This window comes from Phycisphaerales bacterium, from assembly GCA_040221175.1.
Lineage (GTDB): Bacteria > Planctomycetota > Phycisphaerae > Phycisphaerales > UBA1924 > JAHCJI01.
In genome coordinates, this window is record JAVJVK010000019.1 from 185,825 (window position 1) to 212,544 (window position 26,720).

Sequence of the window (26,720 nt, forward strand, 5' to 3'; positions counted from 1 at the left end):
CCCAGTGCAGACGACCCGCATGCAGCCCCAGGTCGCGTCGGTGGCATTGACGCCGGCGGACGCCCGAAGCGCCAGCCTGGCGGCGCTGTACGAGACGACCAAGCCCCGCATCACGCGATTGGTGACCATCACCAGCGCCCTGGGCTTCGGGCTGGGCGCGCTGTCGTATCGCCCTGCCACTGCAGAGCTGGTCATGGGGTTCGTGGCCGCCATCTTCGGGGCCGGGCTGGCCGCGGCCGGCGCCAACACGCTCAATCAATGGATGGAGCGAACCCGCGACGCCCGGATGGCCCGGACGAGCAATCGTCCCCTGCCAACCAGCCGGGTGACGCCGCGGGCGGTGCTGCTGTTCGGCATCGAACTGTGCGCGCTCGGCGTCGCCCTGGCCTGGGCCCTGGCCGGCATTGCCCCGGCCGCGCTGATCGCCGCCACGGTGCTCAGCTACCTCTTTGTATACACGCCCAGCAAGCCCGGGCTCTGGAGCAGCACGTGGATTGGCGCCGTGCCTGGCGCGCTTCCGCCGGTGATTGGCTGGGCATGCGCCGGAGGTACGTGGGCGTCGCTGGCCGAGATCGGCCCCTGGGCGCTGTTCACCATCATGTTCGTCTGGCAGATCCCGCACTTCCTGGCGATCGCGTGGATGTACAAGGACGACTACGCCGCCGGCGGCTACAGCGTGCTGCCCGTGGTCGATCGCAGCGGCCGGTGGACGTGGGCCATGATGGTCCTCTGGGCGGCAATCCTGCTTCCGGTCACCATCCTTCCGCCCATGGTCATGGACGTGACGCCGGGCTTCGTCGCGGTGCCCGTTGGCGCGGTCGCGGGCGTGTGGTTCCTGCTCTTGACTATCCGGGTCGCCAGGACACGAACGCGCGCCGATGCGCGGCGGGTGCTGATCGGTTCGGTCATCTACCTGCCCATCCTCCTGGCTGCCTTGGTGGTCGATGCGGGTCTGGGGGCCGCGCTGGGGTGGTAGCCGACACCGACTGGCTCGTGCGTATCGAAGATGGCGTCGTCGAACATCGCACGCGGCGAGGCACGCCAAGGCGTGCCCTGGCGGGCGTCGATCTCGAACTGCGCCCCGGTGACGCGATTGCCCTGCTTGGGCCCAACGGCTCTGGAAAGTCCACGCTGCTGCGCACGATCGCGGGGCTTCAGTCGCTCGCGTCCGGCCGCGTCCACGCCCGCGCCGGGCTGCGCCTGGGCGTGGTCTTCCAGCACCCAGCCCTCGATCCGCTCCTGACCGTCCGCGAGAACCTGCGTCTCCAGGCGGCGCTCTTCGGGATCCCCGATACGGCAGGCCGCATCGAGCGGCTGTGCGGCGAGCAGGCCATCGACGACCGGCTGGATGATCGAGTCCGGACGCTCTCGGGCGGACTCGTGCGACGCGTCGAATTCACGCGGGCGATCCTGGCCGAGCCGGACGTCCTGCTCCTGGATGAACCCACGGTCGGGCTGGACCTGCCCGCCCGAGCCGGGCTCCTGGGCGCCATCGATTCGTTGCGCGCTCATCGCCCGGACCTTGCCGTGGTCATGAGCACGCACCTGATGTCCGATGCCGAGCGCACTTCGACGGTCATGATGATGCACGAGGGCCGCATCGTGGCGTCCGGCGCTCCCGGCGACCTCGTCGCCAACCTGGGCTCGCTGCTCATCACGATTCCCCCCGGCGTTGACGTGCCCGAGCCGGTTGAGTTCGAGCGTCGAGCCGACGGATCGGGCGTGGCTCGGCCCGCGGACGAATCACAACTCGCCGCGTGGACCGCCCGGCTTGCCGCACGGGGCATCGCCTTCAGCGTTCGTCCGCCCACGCTCGCCGACGCGTACCTGCACCTGGCCCGGGCGCCGCTGGATGGGGAGGTCGCGGCGTGAGTGGCGCGGGCGCGGCCATCGCGCTCGCCGGGCGCGAGGTGCGCCGACTGGTGCGCCAGCCGCTGCGCATTGCCGTGGCGATCGCCACGCCGGCGATGATGTGGTTGTTCGTGGCCAGCGGCTTTGCCGGCAGCATCCGCCCCGAGTCGCTGGGCGATGACGCAGCCTCGCTATCGCTCTACCTGGTGCCCGGCATGGCGTCGCTGGTCGTGCTGTTCAACGCGATCTTCGTCTCGATCTCGCTGATCGAGGATCGCCACGAGGGGTTTCTCCAGGCGGTGCTGGTCAGCCCGGCGCCGCGGTGGTCGATCGCCGCGGGCAAGCTCATCGGCGGCGGCGTGCTCGGCTTCGTACAGGCCCTGGTCCTGGTCTCCTGCGCGCCCCTGGTGGGCGCAAGCGTGACGGCGGTGGGGGTCGCTGCGGCCCTTGGGGCGCTGGCCTGCCTGTCGCTTGGCATCACCGGCCTGGGACTCGCCGCGGCGTGGCGCGTCGATTCGGCGTCGGGCTTCCACGGCGTGATGAACCTGGTCTTCATGCCCATGTGGCTGCTCAGCGGAGCGATCTTTCCGGTCGAGGGCGCCAGCGGGTGGCTGCGGACGGTGGCCATGGTCAATCCGCTGCGATGGTGCCACCGAGCCGTGGCGGCCGGGGTCGATGGCGGCGTCGACCTGCCGGCCACGATGCTCTCGCTGGGCTTTGCCGCCGTGGGAATCGTCGTCGCGCTGCTGGCCATGGGACGCACGCGCCCGCAAGGAGGTTGACTTGTCTCAGAAACGACTCTTCATGGCGATCGTCATCGTCGCACTGATCTTCCTGGGCCTGGTCGGCACGCTGATCATGATGCGGCCGACCGCCGTCACCGATGCCGAATTGGTCCGCCCCGGCGACGACCCGCTGCAGCCCGACGAGATGCTGGTGGGCTACGCCATCCCCGACTTCGAGCTGACCGACCAGGACGGGCGGCCCGTGGACGCCTCGATCCTCGACGGCCACGTCACGATCCTGGCGTTCATCTTCACCAACTGCCCCTTTGCCTGCCCGGGCATGACCGGCCAGATGGTCGAGCACCAGGACAGGCTCGAGGGCACCGGCGTGCGGTTCCTGAGCATCAGCGTCGACCCAGACAACGACACGCCCGAAGTGCTGCGGGCCTACGGCGAGCGCAACGAGGTCGACTTCGAGCGATGGAGCTTCCTGACCGGTCCCTTCGAGCAGGTGCGCTCGATCGTCCGCGACAGCCTGAACTTCCACGTGGGCGAAGACGCCAGCCGGCAGATCACCAAGGCCGACGGCACCACGATGAACAACGTGAGCCATCCCTCGCATTTGATCCTGGTGGGGCCGGGCCGCGAGGTGCTGGGCATCTACCTGTACTACGAAGAAGACCGCATGGCCGAGCTGCGCAGCCGCGCCCGCGCGGCCGCCCGCGCGCTGCGCTAGGCCGACCGGTTCGAATCGCTCGGACCGCCTGGCGCCTTGGCGCCGTCGCGGGCGATGCGCTCCGAGGCGCGCTTCATGCCCTGGAGCATGCCGTTGAAGACGAAGTGGTGCAGCGGCAGCACGCTGTACCAGTATGCCAGGCCCAGCAGCCCCTTGGGCTTGAACCGGGCCGTCATGTGCAGCGTGCTGCGCTGCCCATCATCGCTCGGGTCGATGCAGAACTCCAGGGCCGCCTGGCCGGGCAGGCGCATCTCGGCCAGCAGGTGCAGCCGGCGCGGGCGATCGACGGCGATGACGCGCCAGAAGTCCAGGGCCTCGCCGAAGGCGACCTCTTCGGGATGTCGTCGCCCGCGCCGCAGCCCGGGGCCGCCGGCGATGGTGTCCATCCACCCGCGGATGCGCCAGAGGACGTCCGCCGCGTACCAGCCGTGGCCCCCGCCCACCCGGCAGACGGCCTGGAAGACCGCCTCGGGGGGCGCATCGATCTCGCACGTGCGCGCATCGATGAACACGCGGCCCCCGGCCCAGTCGGGGTCGCCCTCGACCACGCCCGCCGACGACCAGGAGGTCTCCACCTCGGCCAGGCTGGTGCGCTTGAGCGCCAGGGCGATGGCCTCTTCGGGGGTCCTGGGCTCGTGGGGCATGGCCTCGCGCACGTCGTTCTCGCGCACCACCACGGGGTTGCGCAGGCCCTCGGCCAGCGGGCGGCCGATGCGGGCGCTCACCGGCGTCACCAGGCCGATCCACCGGCTGCTGAGCTCGGGGGTGAGCACCGGCACGGGGATGACCAGCCGCCGCGGCAGGCCCAGCTCGCGCGCCATCGTGCGCATGAGCTGGTTGTACGTCCTCACGCCCGCGCCGCCCACCTCGTAGGTCTGCCCGGTCGTGTGCGGCTCCTGCAGGCACCGCACCAGCCAGTGCAGCACGTCGGCGATGGCCACCGGCTGGCAGGGCGTGCTGACCCATTTGGGCGTGACCATGATGGGCAGGCGCTCGACCAGGTACCGCAGGATCTCGAACGAGGCCGAGCCCGAGCCGATGATCATCGCCGCCCGCAGCACCGTGACGGGCACGTCGCCCTCGGCCAGCACGCGCTCGACCTCGCGGCGCGAGCGCAGGTGGTCGCTCAGGTCTTCGCCCATCTCGCCCAGGCCGCCGAGGTAGACGATGCGCTTCACGCCCGCCCGGGCGGCCGCGGCGGCGAACGACTCGGCCAGCTTCCGGTCGTGCTCGGCGTAGCCGCCCCCGGCCGAGAGCATCGAGTGCACGAGGTAGTAGGCGTAGTCGCAGCCGCGCATGCGTTCGGCCAGCGCGTCGGTGTCCTCGATGTCGCCCTGGACGACCTCGCACGCCGGATCGCTGGCCCAGCGGCGGTCTTCGAGCTTGCGCGGCTCGCGGGCCAGGCAGCGCAGGGTGAAGCCCGCCTCGAGCAGGCGGGGCGCCAGGCGGCCGCCGATGTAGCCGGTGCCGCCGGTCAGGAAGACGCGCGGCCGCTCGGCCGGCGCATTGCGTTGCGGCTGGGGCGAAGCCATGCCGGGTTGTATTCCTTGGCGGTGGGGCACGCCGGGCTACACGCGCGACCGGATGCGGGGCAGGCGACCCAGGCTCAGCGTGATGGGCACGCCCGCGGGCCGGGCGCCCGCGCGACGCATGGCCCGGCGCGCCCGCCAGAGCTGGATGGCCGGGGTGAGCACGTCGTCGCTGCTGACGTGCACCGCGCCCTGTTCGAAGCGGACCGTGAGGCGCGAGGTCTTCTCGCCGCGGCGCACGTGCGCATCGAGCCGGCCCGCGGTCAGGATTTTGGGCCGCCGCCCCCCGACGCGTTGTCGCGCGTGCGGATGCGGACGGATCCGTCGAGCGTCCAGGCGGCGTGGGCCGCGCGCTCGCCGGTGCCGCTGGGCACGTGGACGTTGAGCTTGTCGAACTCGTAGGTGATCTCGGCGCCGCGGCCGGTCAGCCGGTCGTACAGGCCGATGGCAAGGTCGGGCCAGGTGGTGGTGTGGTTGGTGGTGTGGGTGCTGGTCGCGTCGGACATGGTGGACTCCTTTCGGATCTGCTTGCGTTGGACGGCTCGCGCCGTCGTGCTGCCCCCTTCACGAGCAGGGGGCGGCCGCGCGACAACGCTTGCACCCCCGGCGATTGCCCGGTCAAGCCGCACGGCAAACCCGCGGGGCAACCAACACCCGCGGTGGCGTCGGCCCGGTGGCCGTTGGGGCATTCCGGACCCACACCGGGCCCGCTGAGCGCACGGCGTGCATGAAGCCGCGTTCACGGACCGTTGCCGCCCGCGCCGGCGGGCGATGCGGGCGGCATCCGCACCGGTGCGCGGGGCGCGCGCCGGCCCGCGTGGCCGCAGCGTTCGATTGGGTGGAGGCGCTGTTGGCGCGCGAAAGCGGGCCCTCGGCGGGGCCCGCGGCACCGGTGCTGGCGGTTGGTTCAGGACGCCTGGGCGCTCGGGCCCTCGTCGGCCCTGGCCGCCTCGACCGCCCGGGCGACCACGCCCGGATCGACGCCGAAGCTGGCGGTGGCCCACTCGCTCCACTCGCTCTGCACGCCGGTGGTCAGGCGCGTGGCCACGCGGTAGATGTACGCCGAGACGCCCGAGTTGGCGGTGCGGTCGGTGTACTTCTTGTCGCTGTTGGCCAGGCCCAGGTCTTCCCACGGCCCGGTGTAGCCGTCCAGCGAGATGGTCTTGCGCTGGACGGGGAAGGTGGCCGAGCCGCCGGCGGCGACCTTGAAGGTGAACACGACGTCGCCGTTGCTGGTGATGCGGGTGGCGATGTCGGCGGGGGTGGGGGCCTCGGTGCGGGCGCTGGGCTTCTTGGGCTCGGCGATGCCGGCCAGCGCGTAGACGCCCGGGTCCTTGGTGCTCTTGGCGAAGCCGTCGATGATGTCGATCATGCCGGCCATGTAGCTGTCGGTCTCGGCGTAGGCCGTGTCCTTGACACCGGTCGCCGTTTCCGCGGCGTCGCGTTTTGCGATCATGCTTGCGTGCTTGGTCTCCAGGTCGGTCACGAGCGCATCGGCCTGGTTGATCTGATCGATCGTCAGCCCGATATTCGGCGGCCCGGCCTGCCCGCCCAGCCACTGGTTGACCCGGGCCCGGCTCCACGCGATGAATGCGGCTTCCTGTTCAGGCTTGCGTCGTGCCATGGGGGCACCCCCTTCTCGTCTGCGCGGCGGTCGAGCCTTGCGTGGCCCGGTTGGTTGCGTCCCACGTTCCTTTGGTGGGTGTGTGTGTCGCCGCTGGGAGACGAACGAACCGCTCTTCGCGTCCGCGCCGGTCGTCTGGCTGCGTCGGGCCCGTTGCCCCCCGTGGGGCGCCCTCGGCTCGCCACGCCCGCCGGTGCGGCGCGACTGTCGAAACCGGGTATCGAGAAGATCGCGGGGCCGCTTGAGGGTTTTGCTTTGTGAATCTGCAAGAAGCGGGCGAGATTTCGTGAAAATGCAGGCGGGAACTGGATTTTTCGGGGCGATTTTTTTGTCGCGCCCGGCCGGCCAGCGGGCCCCTGCTGGGTCCCGACCCCCCCGGTCTGGCGGGGAGACCGCGCCCGGCATTGGACGTTTGCCTCCCTCTCCCGCACGCGGAGAGGGCCGGGGTGAGGGGCCGGGTTCGGCTCGGCGGGGGCGTGATTCGCGAGCCTCTGACGAGCCTCCGCGGCGACGCCGGGGGCCTGGTCACGTGGATGACGACATGCCAAGACTCGCGCGGCCGGAACGAGCCGCTGGCGTGAGCCAGCGGAGAGGGCGTGCTCTTGGCCACGTTGCGCCATAGCCTGGCGTATGCCGCGCAACACGCACTGGACGGAATCTGAGACCCTTGCGGCCTTCTGGCTCTACTCGGTGACTCCACGCCACCGCTGGAATGAGCAAACACCAGACATTCGAGTTCTAGCCGAGCACCTGGACCGGACTCCTGCAGCCGTCTTGATGAAGCTTCACAATCTCGCCAGCCGAGATCCGGCGCGGCTGGCGATCGGGCGGAAGGGACTCGGCCACGCCAGTGAACTCGACGCAAAAATATGGAAGCGGCTTGAGCAGGACCACCCCAATACGGTTCTGTCCGCCGAACGAGCTTGGTTGGAGCTGACAGGTCAGACCCCCACCGAGTCAGAACACACGACGGAGCCCAGATCTCTGGCTGCCGTTGCCAGTGATTCGACTCTAAACACATTCTTTCGGAGAGCTGTTCTGGCTTGCTACGAAGAGAGATGCATCTTGACGGGACTTGCCATACCCGAGTTGCTGGTAGCGACCCACATCATTACGCCTGCTAGCGATCCGCAGCGGGTGGGGGATCCACAGAACGGCCTCTGCCTTAATCCTTTGCATCATCAGGCTTTTGCTAAGGGCTTCCTGGCGCTAGACGCCAATTGGACGATCTTGGTTACACCGGCGCTTTCGCTCGACGGTGTCGGGGGTGGGCTGGCCAACCAACTCGGCGGGCTGGCCGGTCGAAAGGCCGAGATGCCGGAACGGTTCGAGCCAGATCGGGAAGCACTGCGCTGGCATCGGGAACACGTCTTCCGGGCTAAGGCTGCCAAGTCAGAGTGCCCTGATTAGGGCAGGACCACCCAGCTGCTTTAGGACCACGGTAGGGATAGCATCGGCCTGCAAGGGGAACTGCGTATGCCTGAAGCCGCGTCTCGAGTGGGAATCCGCCCTGGCGTAAATATTCTGGGTGTTCTTCGCCACCTTGAGTACAAGCCGTGGCATGCGCTCGCCGAGTATGTGGACAACTCCACGCAGAGTTTTCTGTCTAATCGGGATCGCTTGGCCGATGCGGGCTCTCGTGCTGTTCGTGTTGAGATTGAGTTCGACACGAACGGCAAGACTATTCAGGTCCGAGACAATGCTGCGGGGATCCGAATCGAAGACTTCCCGCGCGCCTTTCGCCCAGCGGAAGCACCACCACAAAAGGGAGGCCTTAGCGAATTCGGCATGGGTATGAAGAGTGCCTCGTGTTGGTTTGCTCCACAGTGGTCTGTACGCACGAGTGCTTTGGGCGACCCTTTCGAGAGACGCGTGTCTTTCAATATCGAGCAGATCGTGCAGGACAAGATCGAAGAGCTTGACATTGAGCGTCACTCGGCTCCAGCTGACGCACACTACACCATTGTCGAGCTCAACGATTGCCGGACGAATCCCAAGGGTCGGACAATCGGCAAGATCAAGGATCACCTCAGCGATATCTACCGGGACTTCCTTCGTCACGGCGAATTGGAGTTGATCTGTCATGGACAGCAGCTTGAGTACCAAGAGCCAGACGTTCTCAATGCGCCACGATTTGGTAGTAACCATGAGCCCGATGGCGACCCCATTGAATGGCGACGCACGATTGACCTTGAGATCGGTGATAATGGCCAGGGCGGCCAACTGAGGGCACGGGGCTTTGCTGGACTACTGCGCAAGGGCAGTACAGCGACAGCCGGCCTGTCTCTGTTCAGGCGTAGGCGCGTCATCCAGGGCAGCGGGGATGAGAAGTATCGGCCACCCTACATCTTCGGTGCTTCGAATAGCTATGTGTTTCAGCGACTCTTCGGCGAGATACACCTGGAAGGCTTTGACGTTAGCCACACGAAGGATGGCTTTCGCTGGGAAGACCGCGAACAAGATTTCCTGGACTTGCTCAAGCACTGCCTCGACGAGGATGACCTTCCGCTCATCCGGCAAGCGCGCAACTACCGCGAAAAAGTGTCACGAGAGTCCGTTGGCAAGGTGGCAGAGCAAGCCGCTCAAGCAACCGCGGAGGGCATTCGGCACGGCGTACCGGGTGCGGTGCACGACGCACGCACTCAGCCCCCTCCGGCAACAGAGCCCGAGTCGGCGTTGCCGCCATCGGAGGAGCTTGCAGCCCAACACATCATTGAGATGGAGGTTGACGGCCACCCATGGCAGGTTGTGCTTGAACTCGACGCAACGCCGTCTGACAAGTGGCTAGATATTGCTCAGGCCGTCACAGCGGGCGTCGATGGGAACGGACGCCATCAGTTGGGCGTTCGTATGTCCTTGGCCCATCCATTTATGTCATGCCTGCCGAAGCTTGATCGCGGACACGTCGAGCCTTTGTTGCGTGTGGCAGCTGGCCTGGCGTTGGCGGAGAAGATTGCGGCAGATGCAGGAAACAACTACCCCGCAGCAGTACGCACAATACTCAACAGACTAATGCGCGGCCCGCTCGCAGGCCCAGGTATTCAAGAAGACGAGTAATCAATGAACACGACAATTTCTTTGCAATCTGGATCAGAAAAAGATTGGGATCCAAAGATCGGTGAAGAACTGCGCTCTGTGAGCAAGCAAAAACTAGAGAACGATACCGATGCCATTGAGCGACTCCACGAGGCAACGATTGATATTTTGCGGCAATGTAAGCCACCAGTGAATTCGACTAAGGCGCGGCCCAGCTATCGAACCGGCCTCGTTGTAGGAAGAGTACAGAGTGGCAAGACGCTTTCCTTTACATCCGTAGCAGCTGCAGCTCACGACAATGGGTACAGGTTGATCGTCGTGCTAGCGGGCACGCAGAAAAACCTTGCCGAGCAGACATGCAGGCGACTCATGGCTGATCTCGATATTGATGAATATCGAAGGCCATGGGTCATGAAACACAATCCCAAGCAGTCTGATGTGTCCAATATTCGCGCGGTCTTGTCTGCATGGGACGACCCCGACGAGCTTGAGGAAGAACGACACACGTACATTATCACGGTTCTGAAACACCAGGCACACCTTCGTCGTCTCGCGACTGTGTTACGCGAACTCGCAGATGTTATGGATTCCCCAATCGTCATAGACGACGAGGCCGATCAAGCTGGCCTGAATACTCGCGTTCGCCAAGGCGAACAAAGTACCATCTATTCCGCCATCCTCGAAATGCGGCGGGCGATGCCAAGCCATACCTATCTCCAATACACAGCTACCCCGCAGGGCCCTCTACTGATTTCACTTATTGACTTGCTGTCCCCCAACTTTGCGAGTGTCCTGCGCCCAGGGCAGGATTATGTGGGTGGTGAGGATTTCTTTCGTACAACCAACGGAGTGGCACTTGTTCGACCAATACCACCAAGTGAGGCCGATGCTGACGCCGAAGATGTGCAGCCCCCGGAAACTCTACACGAAGCAATGCGTTTGTTCTTTCTTGGCGTAGCTGACTTCAATGCTTCGCAAGCTAGAGGTAATCGATCGATGATGGTGCACCCTTCTCGTTTGATTGGAAGCCATGACAGGTTCTACCGCTGGGTGCAGTCCGCAGTATCGGATTGGCAAGAATTGTTGGCAGATGAGTCCGGCCGCCAGCAGTTGTTGCCAGATTTCTTTCACTGCTACCAGAGCTTGAAGGCCACGGTACCACAATTGAGACCGTTCGATGAGTTGGTGAGGCGGCTGCCGAAAGCGATCGCGCGGACCCAAGTAGAAAAGGTCAATTCGGACAGCGAAACAAACAATCTGACTTGGCGTCAGCATCCATCCTGGCTGCTTGTCGGTGGGCAGAAGCTCGATCGTGGATTCACAGTCGAAGGGCTGACGGTTACCTATATGCCTCGTGGAGTCGGTGTCGGAAACGCGGACACTGTTCAGCAGCGCGGGCGATTCTTCGGATACAAGCGGCCTTATCTTGGCTTTTGTCGACTGTTTCTAGAGACCGGCTTGATCGATGCCTATCGCGATTACGTCGAGCATGAACGTAGTATACATGATTTCTTACTGAGAGCAGCAGCTCAGACGCCCTCGCTGGATCTTAGCAGAGTCCGTAGAGAGATTCTCATCGGCAAAGGGATGCATCCTACCCGATCGTCGATAATGGATCCAAGCGTTGAACGGCTCAGTAAAGGCAACAATTGGTTCCGGCAACAGGGCATGCTGTCAGACCTAAGTGCGTGCCGGAAGAATCTCGAGTTGTTTGAGGCGTTCATCGAGCCTCTGCAAGACTTGTTTGTGCCTGATGACTTTGGCAAGCCCGGCGGCGATCGCGAGCGTCACAGAGTGGCCGATGTGCCGCTTAAGGACCTGTATGAAAACCTGCTCGTAGACTTTCGTATACCAGGTGACCAAGATGCGGAAGACTGGGCCAATGCCATGTTCCTTATCCGAAACCGGCTTGAACAGCATCCCGACGAGTTGGCTATGTTGGCGAGAATGCGCCCTGGTGATGGTGACCGTGCACGCCAGATCAAGGTACACGCAGACCGCAGAGCATCACTAAATCCTTTTGCCGGCGAGGTGCCCGGTCGTGATAGCTCGCGCGGGCCTCAAGGCTCGATTTATCCGGGTGATCAGAAAGTTCATAGGCACGAGGTCACGCTCCAGATCCATGTGTTTGACCTGTACAAGAACATGACCGTGGCCCAGGCAAAGAAGGCGGAGGCCTTGCCTGAAGCCTCGAACGTACCCGTTCTCGCGCTCTGGGTGAGCGATGGTGTGTTGAGTGATCGCATCATCTTGGAGCCGACGCCTTGAGCGGTGTGCATCTGTGGTCGGACCTGCTTGCCGTACCACCCGCAACCAAAGAGCGGTTTCCAGTTATCCGGCTTGAACCCATTGAAGACGCCTATCTTGCGCGAGATGACAGAGGCTGTCCGATTGTTCTGTTGAATGCTGAGGGCCCGCAAACCACTCCGGGGATGCGCCTTCGAGTTGTAGCCGTAGATCACGATGTGCCCTCTATAATCGATCACGACGGCAACCGCGAGGCGCGCCGTCTGTCAATAGTGCGTTGCACAATAGACGGCGAAGAGGGTCGCCAGTTGTTCGTTAGGTGCGTGGCAAATGCGTTACCGGCTGAATCAGCCGGTCGACAACGCGCTGGCGTGAATCGAGCTATCTCTCATCTCGCCAATCTCTTTGCTGCGGCTGCTCGACCCGGTAGGCCGCCCGCCGGTCTCTGGGCGGAGTTGCTCTTGATTGCCCGTGCTGCGGATGGCGTGTCAATGCTCGAGGCCTGGCATGCTGATGCCGCCGAGCGACATGATTTCGCTCTCGGAGTGGAGAGACTAGAGGTTAAGGCAACGACTGGTGAGGCTCGCGTTCACGATTTCTCGCTTGAGCAGTTGCGGCCTCCGCGCGACGAGTTGTTTGTATCGGTTGCCTCACTGCTCCTGTCCCGCCAGGATGGAGGCACATCGATTGGTGATCTTTGGGCAGATTGCCTGGTGATCGCTGGTCAGAGCGAAACACTGCGGAGCAAGGTAGATCGCTTGTGCGTCGAGTACCTTGGGGATGCATGGATAAGCGCGGCGGAATTTGCCTTCGATGAGGCATCGGCAATGCGATCCCTTCGACTGTACGATGGCTCGTCTATTCCTCAGCCACACCCGCCCCCACCCGATGTCTCCGCCGTGCGTTTCCGATCGCACCTAGAGAACGCGACGACGCTCACCTTGGAGCAAAGAGGCTCGCGCCCGCTGGCCGAGATCGTGTATGGCGCGATGATCTGATTGGCCGATTCCTCTCTGGTTGTCGTGTGTCGTTCAGCAACTGCCGAGCGACCAATGTGACCAAATCGGCGCTTACTGCGTTTCCGATGGCCCTATATGCGTTTGTGGGCTTGAGCTGTGCGAGATTGAGTTGCCCCAACCCCTGAAGCCGAGAGCACTCCCGCACGGTCATGTATCGTTGTTCCCAGGTGATGACCGGGACCTGCGTTGTCGTCATGGCAACCAGTGCCGGCGCCCAATTCGAACGCTTCACTCGAACGCCGGAAGCTCGAAACTGCAAGACATGCTCACGCAGTTCTCGCACTTCACCCTTGCAGTTCCACTCAAGCTTCTGCAAGCTGGGGGCAAAGGGTTTGAGCTTCGGAAGCCAACCTCTCAATCTGCGCCGATGCCTCTCGTAGAACTCTCGGTTCTGCGAGATGAACGTCTGCTTCCATTGAGGAAACGGACTGGATCCGCGCGCATAGCTGGGGAGCGCATTGGCACGCTCCTCATCGGTGAGGCCCTTCAAGGGCTGGCCAAATGAGCCTCGTGTACGTGCCAGGTACCTCGGGTCTCGCAGGAGCGGGGGGCGGCCGTCGTAGGGATACGTGGCGCCGAATTCGAACGTCCAGATTGGGAACGAGGGTAGGGGCTCATCTTGCGGAATGCGGTCGAGGAACTCCTGCCAGACCGCGAGGCACTCGGCGTAGTGCTCGGGGAGCGAACGCGCGTTCTTGGGCTTGCGATCGAGGATGCCTCGAATACTCGGTTCAACGTCGGACGGGTTTGGCCACTCGAAGGCGTCAAGCCCATTCAATGAGCCCACGATGAAGGCGCGATCTCGGATCTGCGCGATCTCAAATTTGTGGGGAGAAAGCACTTTTTCGGACACGGTGTACCCGAGCGACTGCAATTCGTCCTTCATCCAGCGAAACGTGCCGCCGCCGTCGTGCCTGAGAAGATTTGCGACATTCTCCAGTAGGATCCAACGGGGTCGGTGGTGATCGAGAATCCGAACTATCTCGCTAAAGAGGTCCCCGTCTCGCTCGCAATCAAGGCCCAGTTGTTCTCCCGCCTTGGAAAATGGTTGGCACGGGAATCCGGCGCACAACACGTCATGCGCCGGTATGTCGAGGACGTCGAGTTCACGGATGTCACCTGCAGGGACGATGCCGTAGTTTTGGCCGTAGATCTCCCTGAGCTGCTCATCCTTCTCGCAAGCAAAGACGCACCGATGCCCGAGACGTTGTAGGCCGGTGTGGAAACCGCCTAGGCCGGCGAAAAGATCGATGAATCGCAGCGAATGGCGTTTTGGCATTGCGGGTCCTGACGGGTCCGTGTCGACGACCGTGCGAATGATAGCCAAACATCGTCTGGTTGCTGTGGAAGCCATGAGTTCGTTGGAAGACCGCTTTGCCCACGTGGGCTTAGGAATCGATCTGCGAAGCCGGCTCACGCCCGGAACGGTAATCGAGTTCGTATTCCGCGGGCCTATGTCGCTGGAGGAGGTCAACTTTCGGGTCCAAACGCCAGCGGCGTTCATGTAGCGGCCGCGAGGCGGAACGGTCAGCCCCTCACCCTCAGCCCTCTCCCGCGCGCGGGAGAGGGAGCCAGACCCCCTCAGCCTCGGCAGACCTCGGCAGCTCCCCCGCTGGGAGCGGGGGAGCGGGAAGAAAGGTCCGCGTGCGTACGCAGGGCCGCCCGGAGGGGTGGGGGTGTGGACCGGCCCCTCGTCGCGTGTTCGCGGACCCGCGGCGTCCCCGGATCGCGCGCGGGCGGCGCCTCGCCGGGGGTCCGGATATGGAAACCGGCCCGAAGGGGCGTGGGGGCCGTTCTGGGCCGGGGACTACGGGACGTCCTATCGAGGAGAATCGTGCTCGCACGCGCGGCGATAGATATCGCCTATGCGAGCGTCGACCTCGCATGGGCGGGGGACGACCTCGCGGCCGCCGTAGCAAGGCTCGCGGCCGGGGTGACGATGGGTGCAGCCGTGGGCGCGACGCGCGCGGACGCGGAATCGGCGGTCGCGGCGGGGAAGGTGGCCCGTGCGGCCGCACGAACCAGCCTCGCGGCCGCACGAACACCCCGCGCGGCGGCGGGCCCGCGCCTCGCGGCCGCGAGCAGGCCCCGCGCGGCGGGGAGCTCGGGTCCGGGTGCGCCCCCGTGGGGCGGTCGCTTGCGGGCAGGAGCCGGCAAGGCGCCGGGAACCAGCTCGGCGGGCGCCGGGGCGGCCCTAGGGGCAGCCGGCGTCGAACGCGTTCTGGAACGCCAGGAAGTCGAAGATCGTCAGCGCGCCGTCGCCGTCCAGGTCGGCCGTGGGATCGCCCGCGTCGAACAGGTTCTGGAACGCCAGGAAGTCGAACAGCGAGAGCTCGCAGTCGCCGTCGGCGTCGGCCGTGCAGCGGGCCCGCAGCTCCAGCGCCGCGCCCCCGGCCGCGTCGACCACCGCCAGCGACCAGCGCACGCCGCCGGCCGTCGCCGGCAGCGCCAGCGCGTCGAAGACGCCCTCGATCGAAGACCCGCGCAGCAGCGTGAACGTGTCGCATCGGCCCGGCTCGTACCCGTCGATCGCCGAGGCCTCCAGCGTGCCGCCCAGCGTCCAGGCCGCGTCGCCCGTGAGCCGGTCGTGGCCGGTGGGGTCGGCGGGGCCCGCCAGGTCCAGGCGCAGGCGCGATGGGGCGGCCAGCGTCACCTCGCCCGAGACCTCCAGCGTGCCGATCGGCCCCGGCGCCGCGCCGCCGGGAGCCAGCGCGCCCTCGACCAGGTAGCTGCCCGACACGCGGCCGCGGCCGGTGATCGACGTGCCCGGGCCGATGGTGGTGCGCAGCCCCGCCGCGGCCTGGACCAGCTGGGCCGCGCCCGTGGGGGCGCCGGCGTCGTGGAGGCGCACCTCGCCCGCCCCGCGGATCGAGCCGCTGGTGGCCAGCACGGCCCGCGCGGGCTCGGGCCCGCCATCGCGGTTGATCAGCAGCACGCCGTCGCTGGTGATGTCGCCGCGCAGCGTCAGGTCGCGGCCGGCCTGGACGCCCACCTGGCCGCCCAGCAGCGTGATTCGCTCGAGCGATGCGTTGCCGCCGGCGACCTCGATGGGCCCGCCGCGGGCATCGAGCCGCCCGCCGATGACCGAACCGATAAGCCGGACCGACCCCCCGTCGTTGATGATAAGCCCGCCCACGCTCTGGGTGACGTCGCACTGGATGCGGAGCAGGCCGCCGGCGGTGGCCTCGATGCGGCCGCGGTTGTCCTTGTCGTTCTCGGTCAGGGCCAGCTCGGCGCCGTCCTGGTCGGCGCTGATCACGCCGCGATTAATCAGCGTGGCGCTCACCACGCCCGAGCCGCGCACCGCGACGCCGGTGTCCAGCGTCGTGGTCGGCCGGCTGGTGAACCAGTCGGCGAGCTGGGCGGCGCCGATGGCCACCGGCGTGCCCTCGTTGAGGGCGATGGTCATCGCGCCCGAGAGGGTCTGGTCGGTGGCCAGGTACACCCTGGAGAATCCTCCGGCGGCCACGCCGGTCACGTGCAGCGTGCCGTTCATCGTCATGCCATCGAGGATGCGGACCGAGCCCTGCTCGGGCAGGACCAGGTCGCCCTGCACCAGCGTAATGTCGGTCAGGTCGCCGCCAGCCTCGACCACGCCGCCGGTCGCGATGATGCCGCCCCCGCGGACGTCGCCGGCCAGCCGCACGCGCCCGCCGTTGGCCACGATGCGCCCGCTGCCGACCTGCTCGACGATGCTGCTGATCAGCAGGACGCCGTCGTCGGTGGCCTCCAGCACGCCGGTGTTCGTCACGATGCCTCGCACCTGCAGCTCGCGCCCGGGCGCATCGGCCCGCACCGTGCCGGTGTTGGAAAAGTCCAGGCTCACCCAGCCCGAGCCGCGGATGGTGATGCCCGGGCCGATGGTCTTGGGGTTGCGCGTGCCCGCGTCGTCCAGGTCGGCATAGGTGGTGCTCCAGTGCGAATCGTCCACCAGCACGATCTCGCCCGTGCCCACGATGGCGATCGGCCCCGAGCTCAGCAGCGTCAGCTCCGAGAGTGCCGGCAGACCCTCGTCGTTGATCACCAGCGTGCCGTCGAGCACGTGGGTGGGGCCGGTGAGGGTCAATTGCCGCGCGGCGCCGATGCCGAGCACCGCGTCGGGATTGCGCATCTCGATGGAGCGCACCTGGGCGTCCTCGTCGCGGAGCAGAACCTGGTAGGCGCCCGGCAGCGTGAAGCGCGCGGTCGCGCCGCTGGAAGGAACGGCCAGCAGATCCCAGTTGGCCGCCTCGTGCCACGATCCGCCCGCGGGGTTGGTCCATTCGAACGCCTGGGCCGCGGCCGACCCGGGCGCCCCGATGACGGCCGCCAGCGCCGCCGCGCCGGCCGTGGGAATCCTCAAGCTCGCCATTTCCACGCCTCCTCTAGGCCCCCTTGAGCACGCCCCCTCGAACACGCACCCCTCGAAAGTTCCTCGACGCCGCATCGGACCGGTGCGATCGCGCCGGGTGCCAGTACGGCTGCGCGCCGTTCGACCGCCCGCGGCGGTGTATACCGGCGGTGGGCGCCCGGGTTACACCAAACATGGGACTCGGCGGCCGATGGACGCGCAGGCGTGGGTCGCCGACGCTCCTCAGGGGCCCGCGGGCGAGAGCATCGGTCCGATCACGTGCCGCAGCAGGGCCAGGCCAAGCAGGATGGCGAAAACGATGCCGGCGGCCTTCCAGCTAGAGCCCATGCCGCCCTGCCACCAGACCGAGCGGTACGTGCCCCGGTCGCCGCAGTCCTCGGCCCTGGGCGGCGGGGCGGCCGTGGGGCAGGGATGGTTTTCGACCACGCGAGAGGGCCAGGTCTGGTGGGTCGGGCGGGGGTTGGAGCCGTCGGCGGCCATGGGCGATCGTACGGGGTCGCCGTTCTGATCGAGGCGTTATTCTCCTTGATCGGCCGGCGCCACGGGCACCTGCACCTCGCCATACCGCCAGAACCACGGCGTGAAGGGCCCGTTGTAGCCCAGGTAGCGCGGCGGGCCGGCCGGCGTCCAGCCCTGCTGGCTGGCCAGCCATGCCTCGACGCGCTCGAGCCCGCGCTGGAAGTTCTTCTGGGAGTAGCGGCCGCGGACGCCGGTGCTGGCGTAGGTCGTAGGCGGTACGTCCTCGATACGCACCAGGCCATCGCTGCCGACCTGGCCGAGCTCGGTCGTGCGATACAGGAAGGCCATGGACGACATCGCGTCGGGCTCGCCCGATGGATCGGCCGCCGCGTAGCCCATGTCGACCGGCGCGGTCATGGCGATGTCGTTGGACTTGATGTGCGCAAAGAGCGTGTTGAACATGGGACCCATGCCGCCGTCGGCATCGTCGCGCGTCACGCTGGCGGCCCGGTAGACCGGATACGAGCGGATGTGGACCTCGCCCACGGGCGTCAGCTCGGGCCAGCCTTCGGGGAAGGCGGCGCTGTTGAAGTACCACACGCCCCCGCTGGTGCGGACGCACCCGACCAGCGTGAGCAGGCCGATGGCCAGCAAACCGACGGCGGCGAACGCGGCGACGCGGAGGCACTTTCGTGGCATGCCCGATTCTTCGAGCTTCCACGACGGGGCGGTCGGGGCCGAGGGAAGCCCCGACTCAGCGGTCGTCGTCGACCAGCACGCGCGAGGCGGGGGTGTCCAGGTCGTCGCACTGGCCCGACCGGACCATCCACACGAACCCCCACACGGCGGCGCCGGCGAGCACCAGCGCGAGCGGCAGGACGATGAAGAGGACGCTCATGGCGTGGACTCCTGCGTCTGGGGCGATGGGCGGCCGGCGCCGATCGCGATGGCCAGGACGGTCAGCGAACTGAGCGGCATGACGATGGCCGCCACGATGGGGGACATCAGCCCGGCCAGCGTGAGGGCCGCGGCCACGGCGTTGTACGTAATCGCAAGGCCCAGGCACAGGCGGATGCGCGCGATCACGCCGCGGCTGGTGCGCGCCAGGTCGACCAGGGGGGCCAGGCCCGGGCGGCCGAGGTAGACGTCCGCCGCGGCCATCGAGGCCTCGGCGCCACCGCTGACCGCCACGCCCATCGTTGCGGTGGCCAGCGCGGCGGCATCGTTCACGCCGTCGCCCACCATGACGACCGGGCCGTCTGTCTTGAGCGTGGCGATGGCGTCGCGCTTGGCCTCGGGCAGGGCGTCGCCCGCCGCGTCGTCGATGCCCACCTGGGCGGCGATGGCCGTCACGGTGCGCTGGTCGTCGCCCGAGAGCACACGCGGCCGCCAGCCCAGCGCGCGGAGGTCGTCGACGGCCCGGCGCGCCTCGGCCCGCGGCGCATCGCCCAGCAGCGCGACGGCCGCCACGTCGTCGTCCTTGGCGATGAACACGGCCGTCAAGCCCGCGGCCTGGGCCCGGGCGGCGGCGTCCCGGGCCCAACCCGGCATGGTCGCGTGCTCGCGAAGCGTGAGCGCCGCCGAGCCCGCCGCGATACGCCGCCCCTCGCACGACGCGGTCACGCCCAGACCACCGTGATGGACGATATCGCCGACGCGCGGATGCTGGTCGCCGGCGGCCAGGGCCCGGGCGATCGGATGCGATGCGCCCGATTCCATCGCGGCAACGACCGGACGCAGGGCGTCTTCGCCCAGCCAGTCGCGCACCTTGTAGGCCCCTTCGGTCAGCGTGCCCGTCTTGTCCAGCACGAGCGTTGGCGCCCCGGCCAGGGTCTCGAAGGTATCGCCGCCCTTGACGAGCGTGCCGCGGCCGGCCAGGCGACCGATCGCCATGGAGGTCGCCAGCGGCGTGGCCAGGGCGACGGCGCAGGGGCAGCAGACGATCAGCATGGCGACCGTCGACTCGAATGCCGCGTGCACGCCCGCGGGGAGCCGCAGCAGGAAGCACAACGCGGCGAGCGTGATTACGCCCAGCACGAACGGCCTGGCCAGACGGTCGGCGCTGCCGATGACCGGCGTTCGTGCTCGGCTCAGGCGCTCGATGTCAGCCATGAGCCTGCCCACGCGGGTGTCGCGGCCCGTGGCGGTCACGCGCACGCGGATGGCGCCCGAGAGATTGAGCGCCCCCGCGGCCACGGGATCTCCGATGGTCGCCGCAATCGGTCGGCTCTCGCCGGTGAGCACCGCGGCGTCCACGTGCGTAGTGCCGTGTTCGATCACGCCATCGACCGGGACGCACTGCTGGGGCGCAACTTCCACGAGGTCGCCCACGACCACCGCGTCGATCGCCGCGTCGACCGGCTCACGGTCGCGGATGAGCGTGACGCGTCGGGGCGTGACCGAGAAGAGCAACTCGATGGCGTCGGTCGCGCGGCGTTGCTGACGCATCTGCAGCCACCGGCCGATGAGCAGCAGGAAGATCAGCATCGTGATCGAGTCGAAGTAGATCTCCCCGGCGTTCAGCACGACCGCCAGCAGGCCGGCGGCGCTACCGGCGACCAGGGCGATGGCGATGGGCGTGTCCAGGTGCCACGTCCGCGTGCGGATGGCCGCCAACGCGCCGCGGATGAACACGCTGCCCGGCCAGGCCAGGGCGAGCAATCCGATGGCGGCGCTCAGGACGCGGAACGCGGTGCGGTAGGGCTCGCCGATGGCGTCGAACTGCCCGCTGTAGAGCGCAAAGGCCAGCAGCATGACGTTGCCCGCGCACGCCGCGGCGACACCGATGCGGATCAGGTAGGCGCGGTCCTCCAGCCGGCGGGCGTCGCGGGCGGCCGAGGGCTCGACCGGATGCGGGGGGTAGCCAAAACGGGCGAACTCGCGCGCGATGGTCGAGAGCGTTACCTCGGCGGGGTTCCACACGAGCGAAGCCGTGCGGCGTGCGAGGTCGAGTTCCACGCTCTGCAAGCCATGGACGACCGTCGGCAGGCGCTCGAGTAGCCAGAGGCATGCGGCGCAGTGCACGCCCTGCACGTACATCTCGATGCGCATGAGGCCCGCGGGCAGCGGCGTTGCGTGGCGGGCCAGGAACGCGGCGTCGTCGAGCTCTATGAAGCTGCCCGCGGGCTGGCTGGCTGGCTCGCGTTGCGCATCCAGGCGACGCTTGAGGTCGTAGTAGTGCTCCAGCCCGCAGGCCGAGATCGTCTCGTAGACCATGGCGCATCCGTTGCAGCAGAAGCGTTCGCCGGCGGGCGATGGCAGCCCGCAGTGTGCGCAGGGCTGGCTCGCCTGCGCCTCGCGGGGCGACCTGGTCGTCGAACTGGGTGCGGCAATGGCGGTCATGGCTCTGGGCACAGGGGGCAATGGGCCTCGGTAGGCGGCGATTGCAACGAGGCAGGCTGGGCTGCCGTGCGGGCGCCCAGGCCGCTGAGGTCGGCGCGATACACCCGCACCACGGTGAGGGTCGCGATGGCGATCATCGCGACGGCCGCCAGGGCGCGGGCACGTGGGCCCAGCCGTGCCCGCAGGGCGCCGATGCCCAGCCCCAGCCCCGCCAGGATGGGGACGGTCCCGATCCAGAACGTGGCCATCACCGCGGCGCCCCAGATCGGCGAGGCCGAGCCGGCGGCGATGATTGCGAAGGCCCAGAGCCAGCCGCAGGGCAGGAGGGCCGTGAGCAGCCCGATGGTCAGGGCGCGACCGGTCGCGCCGAAGCGATCCGCCCTCGAAATGCCGGCCCGGAAGGCGGACCGGATCAGCCGCGGCGTCGGCATGCGCGGAAGCCGCAGGCCCGTCTCGGCCAGCAGCCACGCGCCGCCCACGACGAGCATCGTCGCTGCCGCAAGGATCGCCGCGGCATGCTGGAGGCCGGCGGCGTCGGCGCCGAGGTTGATGGCGCCGCCCAGGGCGCCGGCGATGGCGCCGAGCGTTGCATAGCCCGCCAGCCGCCCGCCGTGGTAGGCCAGTTGGGTGCGCACGTGCGCCGAGCGACCGGCGTCACGATTCGCACCGCACGCCATGGCCACGAACACCCCGCACATGCCCGCGCAGTGCGGGCTGCCCGCAAGGCTCGCCAGCAGCACGGCGGCCAGACTGGCGATCGTCGGCGTCACGGCGCGTCCACCCGGCTGAAGACGTCCTGCGTCGAGACGTACTGGTCCCGTCCGCGAACGGCACGGATGCGGACCTGCCATTGCCCCGCCCGAGCGTTGGTCAGCGGGGCGGTGTACAGGCCATCGCCCTGGGAAATCAGGCGAAGGGCTCGGGCATCGCCGCGGCGTGCGTGGTGGAAGGCAAGAGCACGAACGGAAGCATCCGCGATGGGCTCGCCATCAGCATCGCGCAGCACGATCGAAAGTGTTTCATTGCCAGTTAGAACCCGTGGCTCGGCTCGCCAGCCGAGCTTCGCGCTTGCCCGTTCGAGTTCGCGCGACTGGTCCCAGTCGACGGCCTTCTGGTAGTAGTCGTCCTCGATCGCGTAGCTCGGATCACTGACGGCCGCGACCACCGTGATCGCGCAGACGGACATCGAGATCGCAAGCATGCCGACGACCGCGAGCGGCCAGAGCCACGCACGATTGCGCGAAGGAGCGCTGGTTGCTGAAGCATGGTCCGTCATGTCAATTCGCCCCCGCTCGATGCACCGGGCCGCGCATCATGTATTCCACGCTGTGATCGAAGTCCTTGCCGCGCACGCGGATGCTGACCGGAAGCCGGTCTGTGGAGAACACCTCGGGCGGCACGACCAGCGTCATCGGCTCCGAGAAGGTCTCGCCAGCGGAGACGTCGACGCTGGTCATGCCTTCGAGTCGGCCGCCCTCGACGCCCTCGAGTTCGATCGTGTACGTCCCGCCCGACTCGGAGCGATCCTGGATCTTGAACTTGATCGGGTTGGCGACCATGCCGCTCTCGAGGACCGTGAACGGGTGGCCCGGCCCGCGGACGATGGTAACCAGTGCTGGTTCGCGTCCGATCAGCAGCGCGATCATGACCGAGACCAGGACGAAAATGGCCGCCGGATACACGATGACGCGAGGGCGCAGCCAGTGTCGCCCATCGCCCTCGAGCGAGCGCTGGGAGGCATAACGGATGAGCCCTCGGGGCCGGCCGATGCGGTCCATCACGGCGTCACAGGCGTCGATGCACTGGGTGCAGTTCACGCACTCCATCTGCAGACCGTCGCGGATGTCGATGCCGGTGGGGCAGGTCTGCACGCACAGCGTGCAATCGATGCAATCGCCGAGCTGCTCGGATTCCTGGACAACCTTGAGCGACACATCGGACCCCGGCTTGGGGCCGCGCCGCTTCTTGCCGCGGGGTTCGCCGCGCCGCCGGTCGTAGCCCACGATCAGCGAGTCGCGATCCAGCATGACGCTCTGGAAGCGGCCGTACGGGCACGCGACGATGCACGTCTGCTCGCGGAAGAAACCGAAGTCGAAGAGCATGGCGCCCGTCACGCCGGCGATGACCATGAACGCGATCGGGTGATCAAGCGGCGACCCGAAGATCCACTGCCGCAGGTTGTCGGTGCCGACGAAGTAGCTCAGGAACGTGTGTGCCAGGGCAAAGGCCAAGGCGATGTAGACGAGCATCTTCAGAAGGCCGCCGGCTGCGCCGAAGCGGCCCTTGCTCTTGCCGGGCGTGCCTTGGAAGAACCGCTCGATGGGACGGAAGACCAGCTCGAGGTACACCGTTTGCGGACACCCCCAGCCGCACCAGACACGCCCGAACATGGCCGTGAAGAAGAAGATCGACAGGGCCACCGTGATCAACAGCAACGCGAGCAACAACGTGTCGGTCGGATACAACGTCGTGCCGAAGAAGGTGAACTCGCGCTCCAGGATGTCCAGCAGTAGCGGGGGCTTCCCAGCGATGCGCAAATGTGGCAGCAGCACGAACAGGGCGATCAACCCGTAGCCGACGATGCGTCGACGGTTCAGCCAGCGCCCCTTGGAAGGCCGCGGCTTCAGCCAGCGACGCGAGCCATCGGCATTGAGCGTCGACAGGACGCGTTCGGGCTGTGCTGCGGTGGTCGACATACGGCCTCCCTGGGGCTCTCAGTTGTCCCCGCTTACCGATGGCCAGGGGGGAATGACCTCGCCCTCAGGGCCCTTGGTTGGCAGGTTGTTGCCGCGAAGGGAGGCCACGTACGAGCTCAGGAGCACGACCTCGTTGGGATGCAGTCGCTTGCCCCACGCGGGCATCGCGCCGTTATTGGCGCCCTGGTCGATCACCGTGTGGATGTCGGTGATGGTCTTGACGTTCAGGTACGCGTCGTCGGTGAGGTTTGGCCCTACGCCGCCGCCGCCATTGCTGCCGTGGCAGGAGGTGCAGTGCGTGCTGAAGACCGATGCGCCAAAGCTCATCCATTGCGGATCGCCCATCAGCGACACGATGGTCTCCTGGTCGCCTTCAAGATCGCCCAGGTCGGCGAACAAACGCTCGATCTCGGCGATCTGGGCCCGCTCGAGCCGCTGGGTCTGGTGCACGAACCACGGGCTCTCCAGCGATAGGAAGAAGTACACCACGCTGAAGATCATGGATCCGAGCCAGATCAGGTGCCACCACAGGGGCGTCGGGTTGTCGTACTCCATGATGCCGTCGTACTCGTGGCCGCGGATCAGGGTGTTTTCGGTCTCTTCAGACATGGACCAGGTCCTCCCCTTCGGTGCACGTCGCGACGGCGACGCCCTCGTCGAGCGCCGCGGCGGCCATGGCCCGCTCGTACGCCTTGCCGGCTCGCAGGGTCCGCAGCGTGACCATGACGAACACGCCGACGAACAGCACGAGCGCGGCCTCGGGCCAGACGGACAGATCGATGTGGCGGATGGTGTCGGAGAGCATTATGGCGTCCCTCCCTCTGCGGCGTCGCCGGGGGCCGCTTCTTCGGTGGATGGCTCCTTCGAGATGTCCGTGCCCAGACGCTGGATATAGGCGATCAGGGCGATGATCTTGCGATCGCTCAGGTCGAGCGTGGGGTTCTGGGCCTGGCTCGCAATCTCGTCGGAGAGCTGACGCGCCTGCTCGCGGGCCATGTCCGGCGCGTTCTTCACCGCTTCGCCGTAGGGCACGCCCAGCATGGCCATGGCGCCCACACGAGCCTGGATGCCCTCGAAGTCGAGCGGCTGCTGGATGAGGTGCTTGTAGCTGGGCATGATCGACCCGGCGACGTACTCGGACGGGTTCTCGAAGTGGGCGTAGTGCCAGAACGAGCTTTGCCGGCCACCCTCGCGTGCCAGATCGGGACCGATGCGGCGGCTGCCCCACTGGAACGGACGGTCGTAGATGAACTCACCCGGCTTGCTGTAGTCGCCGTACCGCTTCACCTCCGCGAAGATCGGGCGGATCATCTGCGAGTGGCAGTTGTAGCAGCCCTCGGCAATGTAGATGTCCCGTCCGGCCAGTTCGAGGGGGGTGTAGGGCTCGACGCTCGCGATGGTCGGAACGTTGCTCTTGATGAGGAACGTCGGGATGATCTCGAACAGCGATGCGACGGCCACGGCGATCACAACCCATATCGTGAACTTGATGGGGCGGGCCTCGAGCCGGCGATGCCAGGCGCCCTGGAGCCATCGGTCGGCCTTGTGGCCGAGTTCGATGTTGGCGGTCAGGCGGCTGGCTGTGCGCTCGTAGTTCTCGTTCAGTGGCGCCAACGGCGCAGCCTCGTGGACCACGATGTCGTACTTCTCGGGTCGCATCCGCCACGTCTGGAACAGGTTGAGCACGCCGATGATCATGCCGCCCAGGTACATCACGCCGCCGATGCCGCGGATCCAGTACAGCCACTCGAGCGAGGTGACCGTCTCGATGAACTCCCCGTACATGAGCTGGCCATTGCTGTCAAAGGCGCGCCACATCAGCCCCTGTGTCACGCCGGCGGCGTACATCGAGAGCACGTAGAGCGCGATGCCGATGGTGCTCACCCAGAAGTGGGCGTTGGCAAGCTTGACGCTGAACAGGCCCTTGGTCTGGAAAATGCGCGGCGCCAGCCAGTAGGCCATGCCGAAGATCATGAACCCGTTCCAACCCAGCGTGCCGCTGTGCACGTGGGCGATGGTCCAGTCGGTGTAGTGGCTCAGGCTGTTGACGGTCTTGACGCTCAGCATGGGCCCTTCGAACGTCGCCATCATGTAAAACGTAATTCCAACCACGAAGAACTTGAGCACCGGGTCGGTCGTCACCTTGTGCCAGGCGCCGCGGAGCGTGAGCAGGCCGTTCAGGCCGCCACCCCAGCTGGGCATCCACAGCATGACGCTGAAGATCATGCCCAGGCTGCTGGCCCACTCGGGCAGCGACGTGTAATGGAGGTGGTGAGGGCCCGCCCAGATGTAGATGAAAACCAGGCTCCAAAAGTGCACGATGCTGAGTTTGTAGCTGAACACCGGACGCTCGGCTGCCTTGGGCAGGAAGTAGTACATCAGGCCAAGGAACGGCGTGGTCAGGAAGAACGCCACCGCGTTGTGGCCGTACCACCATTGCATGAAGGCGTCCTGCACGCCCGCATACAGCGGATAGCTCTTCAGCGCGATGTCCGGGCTTGAGATCTTGCCCGTGGTGAAGAGCTCGTACACGCCGACTGGGATCCACAGATTGTTGAACACGTGGAGAACCGCCACGGTGATGATCGTGGCGATGTAGAACCACAGCGCGACATACAGGTGCCGCTGGCGGCGACGTACCAGGGTCATGAAGAAGTTGACGCCAAAGAAGCCAACCCACACCACCGCGATGGCCAGGTCGATCGGCCACTCGAGCTCGGCATATTCCTTGGCCTGCGTGACGCCGAAAGGCAGGGTCAGCGCCGCCGACACGATGATCGCTTGCCAGCCCCAGAAGTGCAGCCTGCTGAGCTTGTCGCTCCACATCCGAGCCTTGCACAGGCGTTGGGTCGAGTAGTACACGGCCGCAAAAATGGCGTTGCCCGCAAACGCGAAGATCGCCGCGTTGGTATGCAGCGGCCGCAGCCGGCCGAAGGCGATCTGAGGCAACAGGTTCAACTCGGGCACCGCCAACTGGAACGCCAGGATCACGCCCACCAGCATCGCCACGATGCCCCAGGCCAGCGTGGCCCAGAAGAACATCCGCACGATGGCGTCGTCGTAGCTGAACCGGTCGAGCCTCGCCACCGGGTTGGGGTCGTTTCC

The 26,720-nt window shown here is 66.7% G+C and carries 23 protein-coding genes; 7 read left to right on the forward strand and 16 right to left on the reverse strand.

Annotated features, from left to right (window positions below):
* Positions 1–4: 4 nt before the first annotated feature.
* The 4 genes from cyoE to RIE32_13100 are packed head-to-tail and all read left to right on the forward strand — an operon-like array spanning position 5 to position 3,312.
* Positions 5–976, forward strand: coding sequence for a heme o synthase (gene cyoE / locus RIE32_13085; GenBank protein ID MEQ9097184.1), 972 nt, complete (start codon positions 5–7; stop codon positions 974–976).
* A complete protein-coding gene (locus RIE32_13090; GenBank protein ID MEQ9097185.1) occupies positions 970–1,872 on the forward strand; it encodes an ABC transporter ATP-binding protein in 903 nt (300 codons plus the stop codon). The genes cyoE and RIE32_13090 overlap by 7 nt, the downstream gene beginning before the upstream one ends.
* On the forward strand, positions 1,869–2,633 hold the full coding sequence (locus RIE32_13095; GenBank protein ID MEQ9097186.1) for an ABC transporter permease: 765 nt from the start codon (positions 1,869–1,871) through the stop codon (positions 2,631–2,633). Before RIE32_13090 ends, RIE32_13095 begins: the two co-directional genes overlap by 4 nt.
* A 1-nt stretch (position 2,634) precedes the next feature.
* A complete protein-coding gene (locus RIE32_13100; protein MEQ9097187.1) occupies positions 2,635–3,312 on the forward strand; it encodes an SCO family protein in 678 nt (225 codons plus the stop codon).
* On the opposite strand, the gene RIE32_13105 is transcribed toward RIE32_13100, so the two are convergent.
* From RIE32_13105 to RIE32_13120, 4 genes are all read right to left on the reverse strand, one after another.
* Positions 3,309–4,844, reverse strand: coding sequence for an SDR family oxidoreductase (locus RIE32_13105; GenBank protein ID MEQ9097188.1), 1,536 nt, complete (start codon positions 4,842–4,844; stop codon positions 3,309–3,311). The genes RIE32_13100 and RIE32_13105 overlap by 4 nt on opposite strands.
* Before the next feature lie 36 nt (positions 4,845–4,880).
* Complete coding sequence (locus RIE32_13110) at positions 4,881–5,081, reverse strand: hypothetical protein (protein ID MEQ9097189.1); 201 nt, start codon at positions 5,079–5,081, stop codon at positions 4,881–4,883.
* A 23-nt stretch (positions 5,082–5,104) separates the two neighbouring features.
* Entirely contained in the window at positions 5,105–5,347 is a 243-nt protein-coding gene (locus tag RIE32_13115) for a hypothetical protein (protein ID MEQ9097190.1), read from the reverse strand.
* Positions 5,348–5,748: 401 nt separating this feature from the next.
* Positions 5,749–6,465: a hypothetical protein gene (locus tag RIE32_13120; protein ID MEQ9097191.1), complete on the reverse strand. Its 717-nt coding sequence runs from the start codon at positions 6,463–6,465 to the stop codon at positions 5,749–5,751.
* Between the two features lie 630 nt (positions 6,466–7,095).
* On the opposite strand from RIE32_13120, the gene RIE32_13125 reads away from it, so the two are divergent.
* The 3 genes from RIE32_13125 to RIE32_13135 all read left to right on the forward strand — a co-directional run bounded on the left by RIE32_13125 (position 7,096) and on the right by RIE32_13135 (position 11,769).
* A complete protein-coding gene (locus RIE32_13125; protein MEQ9097192.1) occupies positions 7,096–7,875 on the forward strand; it encodes an HNH endonuclease in 780 nt (259 codons plus the stop codon).
* 66 nt (positions 7,876–7,941) lie between these two features.
* Entirely contained in the window at positions 7,942–9,522 is a 1,581-nt protein-coding gene (locus RIE32_13130; protein ID MEQ9097193.1) for an ATP-binding protein, read from the forward strand.
* 3 nt (positions 9,523–9,525) lie between these two features.
* The gene (locus RIE32_13135) at positions 9,526–11,769 is read left to right on the forward strand and encodes a Z1 domain-containing protein (GenBank protein ID MEQ9097194.1); all 2,244 of its coding nucleotides are present in this window, start codon (positions 9,526–9,528) and stop codon (positions 11,767–11,769) included.
* Between the two features lie 915 nt (positions 11,770–12,684).
* Here RIE32_13135 and dcm read toward each other — a convergent pair.
* The 12 genes from dcm to ccoN form a co-directional block, all read right to left on the reverse strand.
* On the reverse strand, positions 12,685–14,046 hold the full coding sequence (dcm, locus tag RIE32_13140; GenBank protein MEQ9097195.1) for a DNA (cytosine-5-)-methyltransferase: 1,362 nt from the start codon (positions 14,044–14,046) through the stop codon (positions 12,685–12,687).
* A 915-nt stretch (positions 14,047–14,961) separates the two neighbouring features.
* Positions 14,962–17,118: a GC-type dockerin domain-anchored protein gene (locus tag RIE32_13145; GenBank protein MEQ9097196.1), complete on the reverse strand. Its 2,157-nt coding sequence runs from the start codon at positions 17,116–17,118 to the stop codon at positions 14,962–14,964.
* 222 nt (positions 17,119–17,340) lie between these two features.
* Positions 17,341–17,598 carry a hypothetical protein gene (locus RIE32_13150; protein MEQ9097197.1) on the reverse strand — a complete coding sequence of 86 codons (258 nt, stop codon included), beginning with the start codon at positions 17,596–17,598 and terminating at the stop codon, positions 17,341–17,343.
* A gap of 36 nt (positions 17,599–17,634) precedes the next feature.
* Positions 17,635–18,276 (reverse strand): heme-binding protein, encoded by a 642-nt coding sequence (locus RIE32_13155; protein ID MEQ9097198.1) that lies wholly within the window; start codon positions 18,274–18,276, stop codon positions 17,635–17,637.
* A gap of 55 nt (positions 18,277–18,331) precedes the next feature.
* Entirely contained in the window at positions 18,332–18,475 is a 144-nt protein-coding gene (gene ccoS, locus RIE32_13160; protein ID MEQ9097199.1) for a cbb3-type cytochrome oxidase assembly protein CcoS, read from the reverse strand.
* The gene (locus RIE32_13165) at positions 18,472–20,919 is read right to left on the reverse strand and encodes a heavy metal translocating P-type ATPase (protein MEQ9097200.1); all 2,448 of its coding nucleotides are present in this window, start codon (positions 20,917–20,919) and stop codon (positions 18,472–18,474) included. The genes ccoS and RIE32_13165 overlap by 4 nt, the downstream gene beginning before the upstream one ends.
* Entirely contained in the window at positions 20,916–21,689 is a 774-nt protein-coding gene (locus RIE32_13170) for a sulfite exporter TauE/SafE family protein (GenBank protein MEQ9097201.1), read from the reverse strand. The genes RIE32_13165 and RIE32_13170 overlap by 4 nt, the downstream gene beginning before the upstream one ends.
* Complete coding sequence (locus RIE32_13175; GenBank protein MEQ9097202.1) at positions 21,686–22,195, reverse strand: FixH family protein; 510 nt, start codon at positions 22,193–22,195, stop codon at positions 21,686–21,688. The genes RIE32_13170 and RIE32_13175 overlap by 4 nt, the downstream gene beginning before the upstream one ends.
* Position 22,196: 1 nt before the next feature.
* On the reverse strand, positions 22,197–23,615 hold the full coding sequence (ccoG, locus tag RIE32_13180; GenBank protein MEQ9097203.1) for a cytochrome c oxidase accessory protein CcoG: 1,419 nt from the start codon (positions 23,613–23,615) through the stop codon (positions 22,197–22,199).
* A gap of 18 nt (positions 23,616–23,633) precedes the next feature.
* Positions 23,634–24,224: a cbb3-type cytochrome c oxidase N-terminal domain-containing protein gene (locus RIE32_13185; protein ID MEQ9097204.1), complete on the reverse strand. Its 591-nt coding sequence runs from the start codon at positions 24,222–24,224 to the stop codon at positions 23,634–23,636.
* Positions 24,217–24,420, reverse strand: a complete 204-nt coding sequence (locus tag RIE32_13190) for a hypothetical protein (protein ID MEQ9097205.1) — start codon at positions 24,418–24,420, stop codon at positions 24,217–24,219. The genes RIE32_13185 and RIE32_13190 overlap by 8 nt, the downstream gene beginning before the upstream one ends.
* Positions 24,420–26,702: a cytochrome-c oxidase, cbb3-type subunit I gene (gene ccoN / locus RIE32_13195; GenBank protein MEQ9097206.1), complete on the reverse strand. Its 2,283-nt coding sequence runs from the start codon at positions 26,700–26,702 to the stop codon at positions 24,420–24,422. Before ccoN ends, RIE32_13190 begins: the two co-directional genes overlap by 1 nt.
* Between the last annotated feature and the right edge of the window lie 18 nt (positions 26,703–26,720).